This is a genomic window from Micromonospora sp. LH3U1 (assembly GCF_028475105.1).
In the GTDB taxonomy this organism is placed as follows: domain Bacteria; phylum Actinomycetota; class Actinomycetes; order Mycobacteriales; family Micromonosporaceae; genus Micromonospora.
The window spans coordinates 1,759,935-1,776,848 of sequence record NZ_CP116936.1; the positions used below are offsets into that span (position 1 = coordinate 1,759,935).

Here is a 16,914-nt window from a genome sequence, read left to right on the forward strand (position 1 = left end):
GCACAGCGAAACCGGCGGATGGGTCTGTGCCACTTGCGGGCAACGGGCAGCATGGGGCGTCATGGAGCTAGTGCTGCTGCCGTTCCGATGGATATACCGGGCGTTGGTGTGGTTCGCGAACTCGCCCCGCACGCTCATCACCTCGTACCTGCTGATGATCGTGGTGGCCGGGGTCATCTACGGGGAGGTCGAGCAGCGCAGCCCGGCCGACGCCGTCTGGTGGGCAGTGGTCACCGCCTCCACCGTCGGGTACGGCGACATCTCGCCGACCACCTGGGCGGGCCGCACGCTGGCCGCGCTGCTCATCTCGACCATGGTGTTGCTGGTCATCCCGCTGATCACCGCGCACTTCGCGAGCCGGCTCATCGTCGACGACAACGCCTTCGAACATGAGGAGCAGGAGCAGCTCAAGGCCGACGTGCGCCGGATCCGGGCGCTGCTGGAGGAACTGGCCACCCGGCAGGGGATCGAATTGCCCCCGCTGCCGTCGACGCGACCGGTCAGCGGGCCGGGCAGCGCTTCCCCTCCGGTGGCACGATCAGGTCGAGCAGATAGGCGTCGACCGCGTTGGTGATGCAGGAGGTCTGCGGGTAGGCGGTGTGCCCCTCGCCCTCCCAGGTGAGCACCCGGCCGACGCCCAGCATCGAAGCGAGCCGTGGGGTCTGCTCGTAGGGCGTCGCCGGGTCGCCGGTGGTGCCGACCACCACGATCGGCGGCGCGCCGTTCGCCTTCCCGGTCGGGTACGGGTCACGCCCGCCCGGCCACTCGACGCAGCTCAACATGCCAACCGCGAGAGCCGGCCCGAACAGCGGATATTTCGTGCGCCACTCGGACTGCAACTGCCGGATCTGCTCCCGGCTCGGCTTCTCCGTCTCGTCGGCGCAGTTGATGGCCAGGTTGGCGTCGAACAGATTCGAGTAGTGCCCGTCGTCCGCCCGGCCGGCGTACGCGTCGGCGAGGCGGAACACGTCCTTCGGATCGCCCTCGGCCAGCCGGTCGATCGCCTGGGCCAGCTCCTGCCAACCGGATTCCGTGTAGAGCGAGGAGATGACCGCGTAGAACACCCAGCCGGCGGTGGCCTCCCGCCCGTCGGCGCCGCGTACCGGGGAGACCTTTGCCTTGTCGATGGCCGAGGTGACCGCGGCGCGCGCGTCTGGAGCGATCGGGCAGCGGCCGGCGTTCGTCGCGCACCAGCGGGTGAAGTTGGTGAAGGCCCGCTCGAAGCCGCGGGCCTGGCTCTCCGAACCCTCCACCAGCCGCTGCTGCGGGTCGACCGCGCCGTCGAGCACCAGCGCCCGCACCCGCTGCGGGTAGAGCTGGGCGTACGTGGCGCCGAGCAGGGTGCCGTAGGAGTATCCGAGGTAGGTGAGCTTGTCGTCGCCGACGGCGGCGCGGACCGCGTCCATATCGCGGGCGGCCTGCTCGGTGCCGTACAGCGGCAACTGGTCGCCGTACCGATCGCCGCAGCCGCGCCCGATCCGCTGGTTCAGCCCGGCAAAGCCGTCGAACGCCGACGGGCTCGCTGGGTCCGGGTCGGAGCCGAAGCTGGCGTCCAGATCGGCATCGGAGATGCACTTCACCGGGCTGGACCGGGAGACCCCGCGCGGGTCGAAGCCGACAATGTCGAAACGCTCGGTGATCGAGGTGGGAAGCCCGCCGAACTGGGGGCCGAAGGAGAGGTAGACGGCGGTGTCGACGCCGGAGCCACCCGGGCCGCCCGGGTTGACCACCAGCGAGCCGACCCGGTCGCGCTGCTTCGTGGACCGGGCTCGCAGCAGGGCGATCTCGAAGGTCTGCCCGGCGCCCGGGCCAGCGGTCGCCCCACCGCCGGTGCCCCAGTCGCGGGGCACCGCGATCCGGGCGCACTCGTAGCGCATGTCCGGTGCTCCGCGCCCGACCAGCTCGTCGGGCACCTCCGGGCAGGACCGCCAGGTCGGCGCGCTACCGGCCGGCGCTGCCGCACCCTCCACCTCGGTGCGCGGCGCGAACGCCGGCAGCGTGCAGCCGGCGGTGAGCAGCGCGGCCACGGCGAAGGCGGCCAGATTGCGACGGACCCGGCGACTGGTCGCCCTCCGAGGCTGGTCGACGGTGCGGGTCACGTGGTCCTCCGAGGTCGAGTCGACGGCCAGGTTACGCCGGGCCGGTGGCGGGCCGGTCCACGGTGGCCGCCGGGTCGCCGCGCAGCACCTGGTCCACATCGAAGCGGATCGGGCGGTCGAGCTGGTCGTAGCGGCAGGATCGGGGATCGCGGTCCGGGCGCCAGCGGACGAACTGGGCCGTGTGCCGGAACCGTTCGCCTTCCATCGCGTCGTAGCCCACCTCGACCACCAGCTCCGGGCGCACCGGCTCCCACTCCAGGTTCTTCGTGCCGGTCCACCGGCTCACCCCACCCGGGATGCGTTGGCCGCGCTCGTGGTCGCCGTGCACCCACGGGTGCGCGCCGCCGGTGTCCCGGTAGGGCGCCAGCTCGTCGAGCAACTCCGCGCGGCGGGCCATGCTGAACGACGCGCTCACCCCCACGTGATGCAGGACCCCGGCGTCGTCGTACAGGCCGAGGAGCAGCGAACCCACCACCGGGCCGGACTTGTGCCAGCGGAAGCCGGCGACCACCGCGTCCGCGGTGCGGGCGTGCTTGACCTTGAACATCAGCCGCTTGCCCGGCTCGTACGGCAGATCGGCCGGCTTGACGATCAGGCCGTCCAGCCCGGCGCCCTCGAAGACGTCGAACCAGCGGCGCGCGGTGTCGGCATCCGTGGTGACCTGGGTGACGTGCACCGGCGGGCGCACCCCGGCCAGCGCCTCGACCAACCGCTCCCGGCGGCGCGGGTAGGGCTGGTCGAGCAGTGCCTCGTCGCCGATGGCCAGCAGGTCGAACGCGACGAAGTCGGCCGGTGTGGTCTCGGCGAGCATCTTCACCCGGGACGCGGCCGGGTGGATGCGCTGGGCCAGCAGCTCGAAATCCAACCGGGGCTGGCCGCTAGGCCCGTCGCGCCGGATGACGATCAACTCACCGTCGACCGCGCACCGCTCGGGCAGCTGCCGGCGGGCCTGCTCGACCACCTCGGGGAAGTAGCGGGTCATCGACTTGCCGCCCCGGCTGGCCAGCTCGACCTCGTCGCCGTCGCGGAACACGATGCACCGGAACCCGTCCCACTTGGGCTCGTAGGTCACGCCGGGTGTGGTGGGCAGCTTGGGAACGCTCTTGGCCAGCATCGGCTCGACCGGCGGGTTTATCGGCAGGTCCACGGCGACAAGTCAATCAGACGGTGCCGACAGTCGTGAGGCAGATCACCGTGGGCGACGGGGTGGCGTGTCCGTCGGCGCGCCGCTCGTCCCGACCGGGCGAATTGGATAACCGCAGGTCAGAGCTACTTTCGCCAGGTGTCCGAGTGGGTCTGTGACTGCTGCGGGCGGTGGCGGGTGAGCGTCGAGCTGATCCGGGGCCGCTACCGCTACCGGCTGACCCGCCGTTACCCGGAGCGGTTCGGCGGCGGCCGGAACGTGCTCGGCGAGGTCGGGTCGGTGCCGGAGCTGGAAGAGCTGCTGCGTCGGCGTACCCCATTGAGCCTGGCCGACCTGCGCGAAGCCGCCTGATCCCGCTCGCCGGCGGGCCCGCGGCCCGGCTGATGACCGGCTACCCGGTGGATGCCGGCGTCACGATCCACCCGGCAGCCTCGTCTGCATGCGTGGCGGGCGCCGGACGGTGCCGCCGGGAAGGGGACGCGATGCGGTTCGAAGCCGGTACGGAGATCGCTGCCGACGTCGAGCAGGTGTGGGCGGTGCTGGTCGACGTGGGGCGCTGGCCGGAGTGGACGGCCTCGGTGTCCCGGGCCGAGCGGGGGGAGCCGGGCTCCCTCAGCGTCGGCGCGACTGCCCGGTTGACCCAGCCGAAGCTGCGGCCGGCGGTGTGGCGGGTCACCGAACTGACCGAGCAGCGCGAGTTCGTCTGGGTCTCCGACGCCCCGGGTGTGCGGACCACGGCGGAGCACCGGCTGCTGCCGCTGACCGACGGGCGTACCCGGGTCGAGCTGGCAATGAGCCAGTCCGGGCCGCTGGCCGGCCTGATCGGCTGGCTGTACGGCGGCCTGTTCCGTCGCTACCTGCGCCTGGAGGCCGACGGCCTCAAGCGTCGGAGTGAGCGGGGTTGACGGCCGGCTTCTCCAGCACGGCCAACCGGATGCCGTTCGGGTCCGGGCGGTACGACACGATCCGGTAGCCGTGCCGTTGGTAGAGCCGCAGGTTGCGGGCGCTGTCCGCCCCGGTGAACAGGGTGAACAGGGTCACCCGGTCGGTGCAGGCCGCCTCGATCGCGGTGAGCAGTCGACCCCCGAGACCTCGCCCCTGGTGGTCCGGGGCGACCGACAACCGCCCGACGTGCGCGGTGTCGCCGTCCAGGGTGGCCCGCACGGAGCCGACCAGCCGGTGCCCGAGCCGTGCGGCGAGCACGGTGGTCGAGCCGGTCAGCACCGCCCGGACCTCGTCCAGTGTCTCGGTCAACGGCGGCAGGAACGGGTCGGTGTAGTGCTGTGCTTCGGTCAGGTACGCGGCGCGCTGCACGGTGAGAATCTCGCCGGCGTCCGCGACACCGGCCGGGACGATGCTGACCTCGACGCTCATCGGGGCAGCACACCACAACCGTCACCGGCGCCGACCGGCGGCCCGCCCGAGCCGGCCGTACCCTGGCGCGTGTCCGGCCGAGGTCGAGGGGGAAACGGTGGTCGAGCTGACGTACCCGGAGGTGGGGGCGACCCGGCACGGGCCGCTGCCCGGCGGATACCACCACCTGCGCCACCGGTACCCGATGCCAGCGGGCTGCTTCGAGGCCGCGGCCGAGGCGGTGCTGAGCTGGCGGTTGCACCGCGCCGCCGGGGTCCGGATGCGCGCCGACGCCCCACGCGCCACCGAGGGTGTGCTGGTTACGGCCGGTCTCGGCGTGGGCCCGGCCCGCATCTGGGGGCCCTGCCGGGTGATCTGGAGTGAGGAGTCACCGACGCTGGCCGGCTTCGGCTACGGCACCCTGACCGGGCATCCGGAGCGGGGCGAGGAGGCGTTCCTGGTCGGCCGGGACGACGACGGCGCGGTCTGGTTCGAGGTACGCGCGTTCAGCCTTCCGCTGAGTACTGACCGCTGCGGCACTCAGAACCGGGCGAACGAGCGGATCGGCGCGCGCGGGCCGTACTTCGGCGCTCGGAGACCGGCGGCCTCCAGCAGCAGACAGACCCGGCCCCGGTGCCCCCGGAACGGCTCCAGCAGGGCCAACATCCGGGCGTCGTCGCCCCTCGGCTCGCCCGCGAGCGCCCAGGCCACCGTGTTCGGGATGTGGTAGTCGCCGACGCTGACCGCGTCCGGGTCCCCGTACGCGATCCGGACCACCTCGGCGGCCGTCCACGGGCCGATGCCGGGGATCGCGGTGAGCCGGCGGGTGGCCTCGGTGGCGTCGTCGCTGCGTTCCAGGCGGTCGGCGAGCGCTGCGGCGCGACGCAGCGTGTCGGCCCGGCGCTGCTCCACCCCGAACGGGTGGAACACCCAGTACGGAGTGGCGGCCACCGCGGCGGCCTCGGGCGGCAGGAGCAGCGGCTGCAACGGACCGGGCGCCGGCTCCCGGAAGTGCCGCACGGTCGCCGCGTAGGCCCGGTACGCCTCCTTGCCGGTGACCTTCTGCTCGAAGATCGCGCGCAGCAGCCGGGGGAAGACCTGCCCGGTCGTGGGCATCCGCAGCCCCCGGTGCTCCCGGGCCAGCCGGGCGACCAGCGGGTGCGCCCCGGCCAGCTCGGCGAAACCGGTCAGGTCGTCGCGCAGCCCGGCGATCGCGTCGGCGCGGGCCAGGACATGCTCGGCGCCCGGCCCGTAGCCCTCCGCGAGCAACTCGCCCCCGGTTGGCCGCAGCGCGAGAGTGGCCGGTCCGTCCGGGGTGCGGGACGCCCACCAGAAGGTGCCGGCGGCCACGCGCGCGCACGGGTCGTACGGGCTGAAGGTGAGCGCGCGGACCGAAGCGGCCAGCCGGTAGCCGACCGGTGGGTGCAGCACCCTGGTCGCGGCGGGTTCGGTCTCGGTCACGCCGCTACTCTGCCAGGTCACGGTGCGGACCTGACGGCCGCCGTACTGGTCCCGTGGTCGGTTGGGGAGGATCTCGAGGGCACGTTCAGGCGGCCGTATCGGCGTCGGAAACCACCCGAACAGCCAGGATTCTTCCGGCGAACCAGTGCAGAACGTCTTTATGCCACCAGAGGTTGTGGGCCGGGTATCGATCATGTGGTTGTTTGATGGCCTGCAGGTAAACGCACTGTCCCGGGCCACCTGCGGCGGCCACCATCGTCCCCACTCGCGGGAGACCGTGGTCCGGCCCGGAGATCGGTGTCCGCCCCCCTCCGCTCCACGCGGCGTGCGGTCGGCGCCGGATCGCCATGCAGTGCCAACGGGGGATCTGTGGAAAGGCAAGCAGTGATGGCTGCACGAGTGTGTGTCGAATCAGTGCGAGTGGGGTTTCGGGCCGCCGCTATCCAGCACCAGGGCTGACGGTGGCCGCCGATGAGGTGGCCGTCCCGAGCGGATGGCCCGGCGCATGATCGCCCTGAAGGTCTACCGACTTCTGCCATCGCCGGTACGGCGGCGCCTGCTCGGTATGTTGCCCGCCCACCGGCGGATCGGCATGGTGCAGACGCTCTCCCGGCCGCGCGGCGGCGACACCGTGCATCCCTTGGGTGCCCGGGTGACCGTGCCCGACGGTGGCGTCCGAACCAAGGCCGAGGTGGTCGCCACGGCTACGCCGTTGGAGCAGTGGCATCGCAACCTCACCGCTGTCACCACCGCGCTGCACGCGGCCGGCATCGAGTACCACTGCATCCGTAACGATGACCATCTGCGCAGCACCGTCGCAGTCCTCGACGACCAACGGCCGGCGGTGCAACGCCTCATCCGCTCCGCGCCGGAGCTGTCGGGAGCCAACGTCCGGGTGGTGCAGGTCCAGCCCGGTCGGGACCAGCCGGACGCCGCCCCGACCGAGGTGTTCCAGGTCTGCTTCCCGGTGACCGACGCCCGGGCCGGTGTGGTCCTCGGCGCCCAGTTCGCCTGCGAGATCGAGTTCTGGAGCCGGCGCGGGGACATGGTCCGTGCGCCTCGACGCAACGGGGTCGTCGACGAGGCGCCCGCCCGGGCACAACCGGTCCGGGTGGCCGCGGCACTGATGAGTCACTTCGTGCCCGAGGCCGACGACCACACCTACGGCACCCGCCGAGACCTGGCCGTCCGGGCACCGGACCGCATTGGCTTCCCGATCGACGCCGTCTACACCTGGGTGGACGGCTCCGACCCGCAGTGGCAGAAGCGGAAGTCGACGGCGCTCGGCGCCCCCGACGGCCCGCTGCACGCGGTCGCGGCGAACTCGTCGCGCTACCACAACCGCGACGAGCTGCGGTATTCGATGCGCTCGCTGCACAGCTTCGCGCCCTGGCTGCGGCGGATCTTCCTGATCACCGACAGTCAGTTGCCGAGCTGGCTCGACCCGAGCCATCCGATGATCACGCTCATCTCACACGCCGAACTCTTCGCCGACCTCGGCGGCCGGTCGTCGTACAACTCGCACGCCATCGAGTCCCGACTGCACCGGATCGATGGTCTGGCCGAACACTTCCTCTACCTCAACGACGACGTGTTCCTCGGGCGTCCGCTGCTGCCGAACCACTTCTTCCACGCCAACGGGATCGCGAAGTTCTTCCCCTCGCCGGCGCAGTTCGGCCTGGGCGAGGCGAAGTCGGAGGATCCGCCGGTGAAAGCCGCCGGAAAGAACAACCGTCGACACATCCAGCGGCAGTTCGGCGTGACCATCACGCAGAAGATGAAGCACACCCCGTTCGCGCTGCGACGCAGCATCATGCAGCAGATCGAGGGCCGGCTGCCGGAGGAGGTGATGGCCACCGCGCGGCACCGGTTCCGTCACCACGGCGACCTGTCCATCCCGTCGTCACTGCACCAGTACTGGGCGTTCCTGACCGCGCAGGCGGTTCCCGGCGACATCGAGTACGAGTACGCGGACCTGGGCCACCCCTCGACCCCCGCCCGACTGGCCGAGTTGCTGGCCCGCCGGCACCGCGACGTCTTCTGCCTCAACGACACCGATTCCGATCCACGGTCGTTCGAGGAGCAGGAGAAGATGTTGGCCGACTTCCTGCCGCGCTACCTGCCCTTCCCCGCCCCGTTCGAGCTGCCAGACGACGTGGTGGCGGAGCGGCGGGCCGTGGGCGCCGGAGAGCTGTGGCGGCGGTCGTACCGCCCGGTGCTGGATGCCCGTCGGGCCGCTCCGGTCGACGCGCCGACCATGCCGAACAACATGCTCAACACGGTCACCGACTTCAAGGCCGTCCTCGAACCGAGAGAGCGGCCCTACCCAGGCCGCCGAGGACCCGATCCAGTTGGGGAGCGACGTGACGGCTGACCGCCGGCACCTAACCGGCCGTCCCCGGTCCATGGCGGTCGTGGCCCACCAGGACGACGACCTTTACTTCCTGAACCCGCTGCTCGTCAGTCAGCTGCGACACAGCCAGACACACCTGACTGTCTGCCTGACGGCTGGTGAGGCGGATGGACGCAACGCCCCCGCTGGGTCGGTGGCACATGCCGCGCTGCCGGTGGACTTCGAAGGCTTCGCCGCCGCCCGGTTCAACGGGCTTCGTTCGGCGTACGGGGAGATGGTTCTCGGCGATCGCGACGCCAAGTGGCGCCGCGAAGCAGTCACCGTGGGCTCGGCCATCGAGGCTGATCTGTCGACGCTGGTCGACGCCCCCCGGATTCGGCTGGTGTCGCTCAACCTCTGGTGTGCGCCGCCCCCCGGCTCGCCGGTCGGCGCCGGCCCGCTGCCACGGCTGTGGACCGGCGAGGCCACCGTCACACCCACCATGGTCCCGCTTGGATCGCCGGTCTCCGGGACATTTGGCTACTCCCGGGAGAGCATGATCGAGGCGCTGCTGCACCTGCTGCGCGACGTCGAGCCGACGCTGCTGTGGACGATGGACCCGGATCCCGATCGCCAACCGCACAACAAGGAAAATCCACAACACGCCGACACCGGCGAATACTCCGACCACATCTTTCACACCGTCACTGGGCTGTTCACCCAGGAGGCGGCCCGTCGGTGGTTTGCCGAAGGCGGTGGCAGGGCCACAACCGTCGAGGCGTTCCGCGGCTACTACGTCCGACGGTGGCCGTCCAACCTGAGCCCCGAGGCGCGGGCACTCAAGCAGCGGTACAAGGACGTCTACGGGTGGGCTGACGGTCGCCCCGCAGACAGTCCTGTGGGCCGCGGTGACCGCAAGGTCGGTGGCGACGCGATCGGCGCCGGGAACGCCTCCGGCACCACGTTGCGCTACCCCGGCTCGCGGGCGTGGGCGGTACCGAGCGCGAATGGCCGGCTGTCGGCCTTCGCCGTACGGGGCGGCCAGGTAATCCAGTGGCAGCAGGCCGGTTCCGGCGCGTTCGCGCCGGGTCGGGTGGTTCCTGGTACCGGGCTCCTACCGCATGTCGCCGCGCTGGCCGCCCCGAACGGCGGTTGGCGGCTGTTCGCGGTGTGGCAGGGGCTCACCGCAGAGCCCGATCAGCACATCCGCGACATCCGGACGATCGTGCTCCCGGCCGCTGGCGAGTATGCGGACGTCCGCTGGGAGTCGCTCGGCAACCCCAACGGGCGGAGCGCTCCGGTGAAGCGGCGGAACACCGGCATGCCGCAGGCCGTCGCATTGCCGGGCGGGGGCATCCTGCTGCTGGCCAGGAACAGCGGCAAGGGTCTGAGCGGCCGGCTGTACGACGGGACGTCCTGGACGCCCTGGCAGGACCTCGGTGGCCGGGAGACCCAGGACGGCCTGACTGTGGTAGCGCTGGACGATCACACCGTGGAGGTGCTGGCTGCAGGTCGCACCGGGACCGCCCGTTGGCAGGTCTCCGTGCCGGAACTCACCGCCGAGTACACCCTGCTCGAGACGGAGCCACCGGCCGGCCCGCCGGCCGTCGTACGGCTGCCCGACGGCGATCGGCTGCTCCTGTTCCGGCGCCGAAACTCGGCGTCGGTGTTGTCGTACCGTAGCCGGTCCGCCGGCCGAGGATGGGACCTGTCGACGGCCGTCGACCTCGGCGGTCACGGCGGTCCCGGCCCGCTGACCGCCCGGTTCGTGCCCGGGGAGGGCGCGATCCTGGTGGCGGTCCGCGACGACGAGTCCGGCTCCAGCGTCACCTGGCTGGATCCGGCCGGGCCGACGCCCTGCCGCTGGCTCCGCGAGTCGACGCCGATCGTTGGCGGCCACGCCCTCCAGGTGGACGAAGGCGGCCGCCCCGTCGTCCTGGCCGTGTCGACAGCGGGCGGTCTCCTCGCCTCGCGACCGGACCGAAACGGATCGCCCTTGTACTCGATGAAGGAAGTGCCGTGAACAACACGCCGGTGGTACCGCAGCGCTCGGTCGCGCCTTCCCGTGCCGTCGACGAGGCCGGGTCCGTGCCGGCGGGCGGCGATGCGCAAGGCCGTGCCACGCTGCACGAGGTCCTCGTCGACGGTGGACGTCGTACCGCGCACGTGCACGCGGACCTGACCCCGATCCTGGGGCGTCAGCTGAACGTCGACGCGGTGAGCGGTGTGCTGGATGAGCACGGGGTGGACTACTTCCTCGTTCGGGGCATGGACGACCGGACGCCGGTGATCGGCGTCAGCGAGGTCGATCGGGTGGCCGCGCTGGGCGCGTTGGAGAAGCTCGGCGGGGTTGAGACCTGCTACGTGAGCCAGATCCTGCCCCGGCCACCGATCGTCGGCGGGCTCACGGACGCGTCGGAGGCGCCGGCCTGGACCGAGCTGTACGCCGCGCAGGCGATCAAGCTGACCTGGTTCCGCGTCGACCCCAGCCTGAAGCTGATTCTGGGCCCGGCGTACGGCTGCGACATCGAGTTCTGGAAGCCCGACCGAGCGGCCGGCGTTCTTCGCTCGCCCCGGCCCAACCGGATGATGCGGGCGGTGGCACTGGACGGCACTCCCGTACAGGTGGGCGAGCACCGGCTGACCCGCCTCGTGTCTCCGGTGAAGTGGCATCCGCCCCGACGTAGCCGCCCGGAGTTCGACCGCTTGCTCCCGGACGACATCGACTTCCCGATTGACGTGGTCTACACCTGGGTGGACGGCGCGGATCCACAGTGGCAGCAACGCCGCGCGGGTGTCCGTGGCGAGTCGCTGCACGCCGAGGCGGCAAGCGAGTCGCGGTACATCAACCGTGACGAGTTGAAGTACTCGTTGCGATCACTGCACCTGAACGCCCCGTGGGTCCGCAACATCTACATCGTGACCGACCACCAGCGGCCGGCCTGGCTCGACCTGAGCGCCGGCAACATCTTCCTGGTCAACCACGACGAGATCTTCGCGGTCAAGGACGCCCTGCCGACCTTCAACTCGTGCGCCATCGAGAGTCAGCTGCACCGCATCGACGGACTCGCCGAGCACTTCCTGTACCTCAACGACGACATGTTCTTCGGTCGTCCGCTGGCACCGCAGACGTTCTTCTTGGCAAACGGCAACACCAAGTTCTTCCTGTCGCAGAACCGAATCCCGCTCGGTGAGATCAGCGAGCTGGACTCCCCGGTGGACGCGATGATCAAAAACAATCGGGCGCTGATCGAGAAGCGGTTCGGCCGAACCCTCACCCAGGGCACACAGCATGTGCCCTACCCGTTGCGGCGCAGCATCCTGGCGGAGATCGAGCGCGAGTTCCCGATCGAGCACGAGGCCACCATGCGCAGCCGGTTCCGCAGCGCCAACGACCTGACCATCACCTACTCGCTGCACCACTACTACGCGTTCCTGACCGGCCGCGCGCTGCCCGGCCACGTCAACTATGGCTACGTCCAGCTCGCGGTACCCGACCTCGAAGCTCGGCTGCGACGAGCGGAGGTGCGGCGGGACTGGGACACCTTCTGCATCAACGACGCCTACTCGACGTTTGCCCAGCTGCAACACCAGATGACCATCCTCGAGCCGTTCATGGAGGCGTACTTCCCGGTCCCGAGCCCCTACGAGCTGAGGATCTCCGGGTGAAGTTCGCCTTTCTGATCCACAACATGTACGGCGTCGGCGGCACCAACCGGGCCGTGCTGAACCTCGCCACCGCCCTGGTAGGCCAGGGGCACGAGGTGGAGATCGCCTCGGTGTTCCGTCGAGTCGACCGGCCGATGTTCGCCATCGACGACCGGATCGCGCTCGTGCCGCTCGTCGACACCCGCCTGCGGCGCCCCGACCGGGCGGACCCCCAACTCCGGGAGCCGTCCCTGCTGATCCCGAAGAGCGAGGAGTTCCACAGCCAGTACAGCCGGCTCACCGACGAGCGGATGATCGGCTACCTACGTTCGACCGTGGCCGACGTGATCGTGGGTACCCGGCCGGGCCTCAATATCGCGGTGGCGCGGCATGGCCCCGACCATGCGGTCCGCGTGGCGCAGGAGCACATGACGCAGGATCTGATCGACGACGCGCTGAAGGCCGAGATCGGGCTCTCGTACGACCGGATCGACCTGGCCTTCACGGTGACCGAGGCGGACGCCGCCGCGTTCCGGTCCGGCAATCCGGTGCCACACACCCGCGTCGAGGCGCTGCCGAACAGCGTTCCCCAGCCCACCGTGCCGCCCGCCGACGGCTCCAACCGGATCGTGGTCAGTGCCGGGCGGCTCGACCCGATCAAGCGGTACGACCGGCTCATCGCCGCCTTCGCGCGGGTCGCGGGCGACCACCCGGACTGGAAACTGCGGATTTACGGCGATGGCCCGCAACGCCCCGCGCTGGTCGCACAGGTTCGCGAGTTGGGGATGTCCGACCAGGTCCAGTTGATGGGCCGGCGCGAGGACATGTCCACTGAGTGGGTCAAGGGTTCGATCGCCGCAGTTTCCTCCGAGCGAGAGTCGTTCGGCATGACCATCGTCGAAGCGATGCGGCTCGGCCTCCCGGTCGTCAGCACCGACTGCCCGGTCGGCCCCCGCGAGATCATTCAGCACGGGGTCGATGGTCTGCTGGTCCCGATGGAAGACATCGGCGCGTACGCCTCGGCGTTGCGGACGCTGATGCACGACGACGATCTCCGGGCCCGGCTGGCCAAGCTGGCGCCGGTAAATGCGGCGCGTTTCGACCCGGAGACGCTCGCCGACGCCTTCGCCCGGCAGTGCAGCGCCGTGCTTGCCGAGCGAGGCCCGGCACCCAACGGGTCCTCGCGGGTCGCCCGGTCGGCCAAGGGGCCACGGAGCGGCCGTTCGGTGCTAGCTCGTGGCAATGAGCTGATCCGGGAACCCGATCTGGTCCGTCTATTGGGCGACCCGCTGCTGCGCGGGATCGCCGGCAGCGATCTGGTCCGCCGGGCGAGCATGGGTGCGCTGGTCCGCCTCTCCCGGATCCGGCAGGCCCGGGCCACCTCTGCCCGGTTGCAGAAGGCGATCCGCCGACGGGCTGCGGCACCAGCCGCTGGGCCGAGAGTGGACTGTCGGGTGCTGCCTGACCATGGCCTGAGCTTGAGCGTCGACGCCCCGGGTCTCGCTCCGGGCGCGCACCTGTTGCTGCGCGACCGGGACAGCGGGCACAAGGTGCGGGTGCCACTGGAAGTGCAGGACGACGCGGTACACCAGGTAGCGGTGCTGCCCGCCGACACGTTGTCGGAGGGCCGCTGGAATGCGTACCTGCAGCCGCTGACGGGAGCACGCGTCCGACTGTGCCCGGACCGCATCGACACCCGGGTGCTCGCCGGCGGTCACCAACCGGCGGATGATCCGGCCGGTGGGTACGGGGTCCGTTCGCACCTCCCGTATCGCACGGCGGACGGCTTTCTGGCGGTGCGCAGCTGGGCGCGAGAGGTACACGCTGAGGTGCGGCGGGTCGTACTCAGTGGCGAGCGGGTGTCGATCGAGGCAGTCTGGTGGGGTTTCGGCACCCCTGCGCAGGCCGTGCTGCGCCGACGCGGCCACCACGAAGGCGCTGTCTCCGTGCCGGTAGTACGGACCCGTACCGGCCACCTGCGTATCGACGTGGCCGTCAATGAACTGGCCGCACATCGGCTGGGCCGTTACGAGGACTGGGATCTGTGGCTGCGGCAGGCCGGCACGGATCGCGAGGTCCGGGTGGGTCTGCTCGTCGACGACGTGGTCGACAAGAAGCTCGTCTACAACTACCCGGAGATCTACCTGGTGGACGATCCAGGGCTGGATCTCGTCGAGGAGGACCCGGTGTCACTGCTGCGGGTCCGCCCGTACTACACCCGCGACAGCGAGCTGTCGATCGTCGTGGTCGACCGTCCGTGAGTACGGACGTAGGGAAGGACAAACGGTGACCGAGCAGAGGCCCACGCCGTCAGACGAGTCGGCGCTCGCCGAACCCTCCGGGCTGGTGGAGGTCTACCGTCGGGTGCTGAGCCCGCAGACCCGGCGTGCCATCGCGACGAAGGTGAGCCCTCGGGCCCGCCACCAGTTGAAGCAGTGGGTGGCTCGGGCCGCGCGGGACGGCAACATCTCCGAGCGGCGGGGCGAACGTCTGGCACGCCGCCAGCCGGAGTTGGTGGCCGGCGCGGACCGGGTGGTCGTCACCGCCGATCGAGGGCCCCGGGTGGCCCGGACCGGCGCGTCCGTCACACCCCTGCGAGCGCGGCTGGAAAATCTGCAGACGGTGACGGCTGCGCTCGACGAGGCCGACGTACCCCACTTCCGGGTACGCGGCGGCTCCCACCGCTCGTCGGTTGTCGCGGTCGACGCCGAGCACCGCGCCCGGGCGTACGCCGCCCTCGCCGCTGCCTGCGGTCGGGTTCCCGGCTACGTCTCCGTGCCGGACGGCACCGGCCAGCCGGCTGCCGGGTTCGAACCGAAGACCTGGGACCGCCTGGCGGACGTCCCGGTGCTCCGGCTGACCTGGTACTGGACGGATCCCCGGCGCCGGTTGGTCCTGGGCCAGGCGTACGGGTGTGACGTCGAGTTCTGGACCCGGGAGGGCGACACGCTCGTCGCACCGCGGCCCAACCCGGTCGCCGAACAGGTGGTGGCCACGGCGCCGATGGTCCTCGTACCGGAATGGCGGTTCACCGGGCTCGCGCCCGCCAGCGCCCCCGCGAGCGCGTGGACCTGTCCGGAGTTCGCCGCGCCGCGCCCCGACGACGTCCCGTTCCCGGTCGACGTGGTCTACACCTGGGTCGACGGCGCCGACCCAACCTGGTTGCGCCGACGGGCCGAGGTGGCCGGGGTGCCGTACCACGCGGAGGCGGCGAGCGCGGCCCGTTTCCTCAGCCGCGACGAGCTGCGCTATTCGCTGCGGTCGCTGCACCTGTTCGCGCCCTGGGTGCGCAACATCTACCTGGTGACCGACGACCAGGTGCCGGCCTGGCTGGACCCGTCCGTGCCGGGGCTGCGGGTGGTCAGCCACCGGGAGATCTTCAGCGACCCGACGGCGCTGCCGACGTACAACTCGCACGCCATCGAGAGCCAACTGCACCACATCGACGGGCTCTCCGAGCACTTCCTGTACTTCAACGACGACGTCTTCCTCGGCACCGAGGTGCTGCCCCAGGACTTCTTCCTGGCCAACGGCATCTCGCGGTTCTTCCCCTCGCCGGCGCTGGTGCCGCCGGGCCCGCCCACCGCCGGGGACATCCCGTCGTCGGCGGCCGGGAAGAACAACCGGGCGTTGATCGCGGAGCGGTTCGGCACGGTGCTGACCCAGAAGATGAAGCACATGCCGCACGCGTTGCGCCGCAGCGTGCTCCAGGAGATCGAGCAGACGTTCCCACAGCAGTTTCGCCAGACCGCGGCGAGTCAGTTCCGCAGCATGGACGACCTGTCGGTCGCCTCCTCGCTGCACCATTACTACGCGTTCCACACCGGTCGTGCGGTGCCGGGGAACCTGCTCTACACCATCGCCGAGCTGTCCCACCCCGACACGCCAGCCCGGTTGGCTCACCTGCTGGCGCGCCGGGACCGGCAGGTGTTCTGCCTGAACGACGCGTTCTCCGTCGAGGAGGACCTCGCCGCCCAGTTGGCGCTGCTCACGCCGTTCCTGGAGACGTACTTCCCCGTGCCGAGCCCGTGGGAACGAGCCTGACCCGCCCCGCGTACGACGGCGGCCGGCCGCGCCCTCCCCGGCGACGACCGACCACCGTGTCCTTGTGGCGAACGGGCTCAGTACGAGTAGCCCGAGCCTCCGGCGTCGTTCGAGCCGCTGTCCGCCGGCGGTGCGACCGCCTTCGGCGTCGAGGTGGGCAGGCAGCTGAGGTTCTTCTTGCCGTCCGGCTGGACCACGAACCAGGTGCCACCAACAGCCTGGCCCTTCCACTGGCCGGGCTTCTTGTCACCGATGTAGCGGTACACCGGCCAACCGGCGATGGTGAGCTGACGGGTGCCGTCCTGGCGGGTCACGCTGCTGACCTTGTCGTCGGAGACGCCCTTGAGTTCCGGGTTGCCGTCGGTCAACGCCGGGGGCCACACGTCGGCGCACTTGTCGACACAGTTCGACGAGGGCGGGTCGGCGGTGTCCTTGTCGAAGCGGTACAGGATCCAGCCGTCCTGGTCGGTGACCACCTTGCCCATCCGGGCGACACTCTTGCCGACCAACTTCTCGGTCAGGTCGACGTTCGCGGGCGGCGCGTCGGCGGCCGGCGCCTCCGCGGATGCCGAGGCCTCGGGTTCAACCGTCGCGGTGGGCTCGGCCGCGGCGACGGCGACCGGCTCAGCCGCGCTCGAGTTCGCCCCGTCGTAACCTGCGGGAGCGCAGGCCGTTAGTGCGACCATCGCGCTCGCGACGATGACGGTCCGCTTCATCTTTGCCACGTGCCCTCCTCATTCTTGACAGTTCACCCATAGGTACGGCGAGCGGGCTGTCAAGGTTGAAGTAGCAACAGTGGTCAATTTCACTTCTCTTGATTGAACCGATTCGGG

General features: G+C 70.7%; 13 protein-coding genes and 1 pseudogene. 9 read left to right on the top strand and 5 right to left on the bottom strand.

Going from position 1 to position 16,914, the window contains the following annotated elements; translation table 11 throughout:
* The first annotated feature begins 61 nt into the window (after nt 1-61).
* Nucleotides 62-574 carry a potassium channel family protein gene (locus PCA76_RS08160; protein ID WP_272616450.1) on the top strand — a complete coding sequence of 171 codons (513 nt, stop codon included), beginning with the start codon at nt 62-64 and terminating at the stop codon, nt 572-574.
* Here the strand turns inward: PCA76_RS08160 and PCA76_RS08165 are convergent.
* Both PCA76_RS08165 and PCA76_RS08170 read right to left on the bottom strand, forming a co-directional pair.
* On the bottom strand, nt 501-2,042 hold the full coding sequence (locus PCA76_RS08165) for an alpha/beta hydrolase (protein WP_272619251.1): 1,542 nt from the start codon (nt 2,040-2,042) through the stop codon (nt 501-503). The genes PCA76_RS08160 and PCA76_RS08165 overlap by 74 nt on opposite strands.
* Before the next feature lie 88 nt (nt 2,043-2,130).
* On the bottom strand, nt 2,131-3,246 hold the full coding sequence (locus PCA76_RS08170) for an ATP-dependent DNA ligase (protein WP_272616451.1): 1,116 nt from the start codon (nt 3,244-3,246) through the stop codon (nt 2,131-2,133).
* Between the two features lie 135 nt (nt 3,247-3,381).
* On the opposite strand from PCA76_RS08170, the gene PCA76_RS08175 reads away from it, so the two are divergent.
* Together PCA76_RS08175 and PCA76_RS08180 are read left to right on the top strand one after the other, a co-directional pair.
* The gene (locus PCA76_RS08175; protein ID WP_099851492.1) at nt 3,382-3,594 is read left to right on the top strand and encodes a hypothetical protein; all 213 of its coding nucleotides are present in this window, start codon (nt 3,382-3,384) and stop codon (nt 3,592-3,594) included.
* Nucleotides 3,595-3,725: 131 nt separating this feature from the next.
* Nucleotides 3,726-4,148: an SRPBCC family protein gene (locus tag PCA76_RS08180; RefSeq protein ID WP_272616452.1), complete on the top strand. Its 423-nt coding sequence runs from the start codon at nt 3,726-3,728 to the stop codon at nt 4,146-4,148.
* On the opposite strand, the gene PCA76_RS08185 is transcribed toward PCA76_RS08180, so the two are convergent.
* Nucleotides 4,123-4,617 (bottom strand): GNAT family N-acetyltransferase, encoded by a 495-nt coding sequence (locus tag PCA76_RS08185; protein ID WP_272616453.1) that lies wholly within the window; start codon nt 4,615-4,617, stop codon nt 4,123-4,125. The two genes, PCA76_RS08180 and PCA76_RS08185, sit on opposite strands and share 26 nt — an antisense overlap.
* On the opposite strand from PCA76_RS08185, the pseudogene PCA76_RS08190 reads away from it, so the two are divergent.
* Nucleotides 4,598-5,101: pseudogene (locus tag PCA76_RS08190) on the top strand (DUF1990 family protein); the annotation flags it as partial. The gene PCA76_RS08185 and the pseudogene PCA76_RS08190 overlap by 20 nt on opposite strands.
* A gap of 35 nt (nt 5,102-5,136) precedes the next feature.
* Here the strand turns inward: PCA76_RS08190 and PCA76_RS08195 are convergent.
* A complete protein-coding gene (locus tag PCA76_RS08195) occupies nt 5,137-6,057 on the bottom strand; it encodes a DNA-3-methyladenine glycosylase family protein (RefSeq protein WP_272616454.1) in 921 nt (306 codons plus the stop codon).
* Nucleotides 6,058-6,550: 493 nt separating this feature from the next.
* Between PCA76_RS08195 and PCA76_RS08200 the strand changes: the two genes are divergently transcribed.
* From PCA76_RS08200 to PCA76_RS08220, 5 genes are read left to right on the top strand one after another with little or no spacing between them, the layout of a single operon-like run.
* Nucleotides 6,551-8,431, top strand: a complete 1,881-nt coding sequence (locus PCA76_RS08200; protein ID WP_272616455.1) for a stealth family protein — start codon at nt 6,551-6,553, stop codon at nt 8,429-8,431.
* On the top strand, nt 8,421-10,412 hold the full coding sequence (locus tag PCA76_RS08205) for a PIG-L family deacetylase (protein ID WP_272616456.1): 1,992 nt from the start codon (nt 8,421-8,423) through the stop codon (nt 10,410-10,412). Before PCA76_RS08200 ends, PCA76_RS08205 begins: the two co-directional genes overlap by 11 nt.
* Complete coding sequence (locus PCA76_RS08210) at nt 10,409-12,058, top strand: stealth family protein (protein ID WP_272616457.1); 1,650 nt, start codon at nt 10,409-10,411, stop codon at nt 12,056-12,058. Before PCA76_RS08205 ends, PCA76_RS08210 begins: the two co-directional genes overlap by 4 nt.
* Entirely contained in the window at nt 12,055-14,298 is a 2,244-nt protein-coding gene (locus PCA76_RS08215) for a glycosyltransferase (protein ID WP_272616458.1), read from the top strand. The genes PCA76_RS08210 and PCA76_RS08215 overlap by 4 nt, the downstream gene beginning before the upstream one ends.
* A gap of 25 nt (nt 14,299-14,323) precedes the next feature.
* Complete coding sequence (locus tag PCA76_RS08220) at nt 14,324-16,081, top strand: stealth family protein (protein ID WP_272616460.1); 1,758 nt, start codon at nt 14,324-14,326, stop codon at nt 16,079-16,081.
* A gap of 77 nt (nt 16,082-16,158) precedes the next feature.
* On the opposite strand, the gene PCA76_RS08225 is transcribed toward PCA76_RS08220, so the two are convergent.
* Nucleotides 16,159-16,806: a hypothetical protein gene (locus PCA76_RS08225; protein ID WP_272616462.1), complete on the bottom strand. Its 648-nt coding sequence runs from the start codon at nt 16,804-16,806 to the stop codon at nt 16,159-16,161.
* Between the last annotated feature and the right edge of the window lie 108 nt (nt 16,807-16,914).

Excerpts from the sequence above, each read along its gene's own strand:
- PCA76_RS08200 (WP_272616455.1), top strand. The coding sequence starts at position 6,551 with ATGGCCCGGCGCATGATCGCCCTGAAGGTCTACCGACTTCTGCCATCG.
- PCA76_RS08180 (WP_272616452.1), top strand. The coding sequence starts at position 3,726 with ATGCGGTTCGAAGCCGGTACGGAGATCGCTGCCGACGTCGAGCAGGTG.
- PCA76_RS08160 (WP_272616450.1), top strand. The coding sequence starts at position 62 with ATGGAGCTAGTGCTGCTGCCGTTCCGATGGATATACCGGGCGTTGGTG.
- PCA76_RS08185 (WP_272616453.1), bottom strand. The coding sequence starts at position 4,617 with ATGAGCGTCGAGGTCAGCATCGTCCCGGCCGGTGTCGCGGACGCCGGC.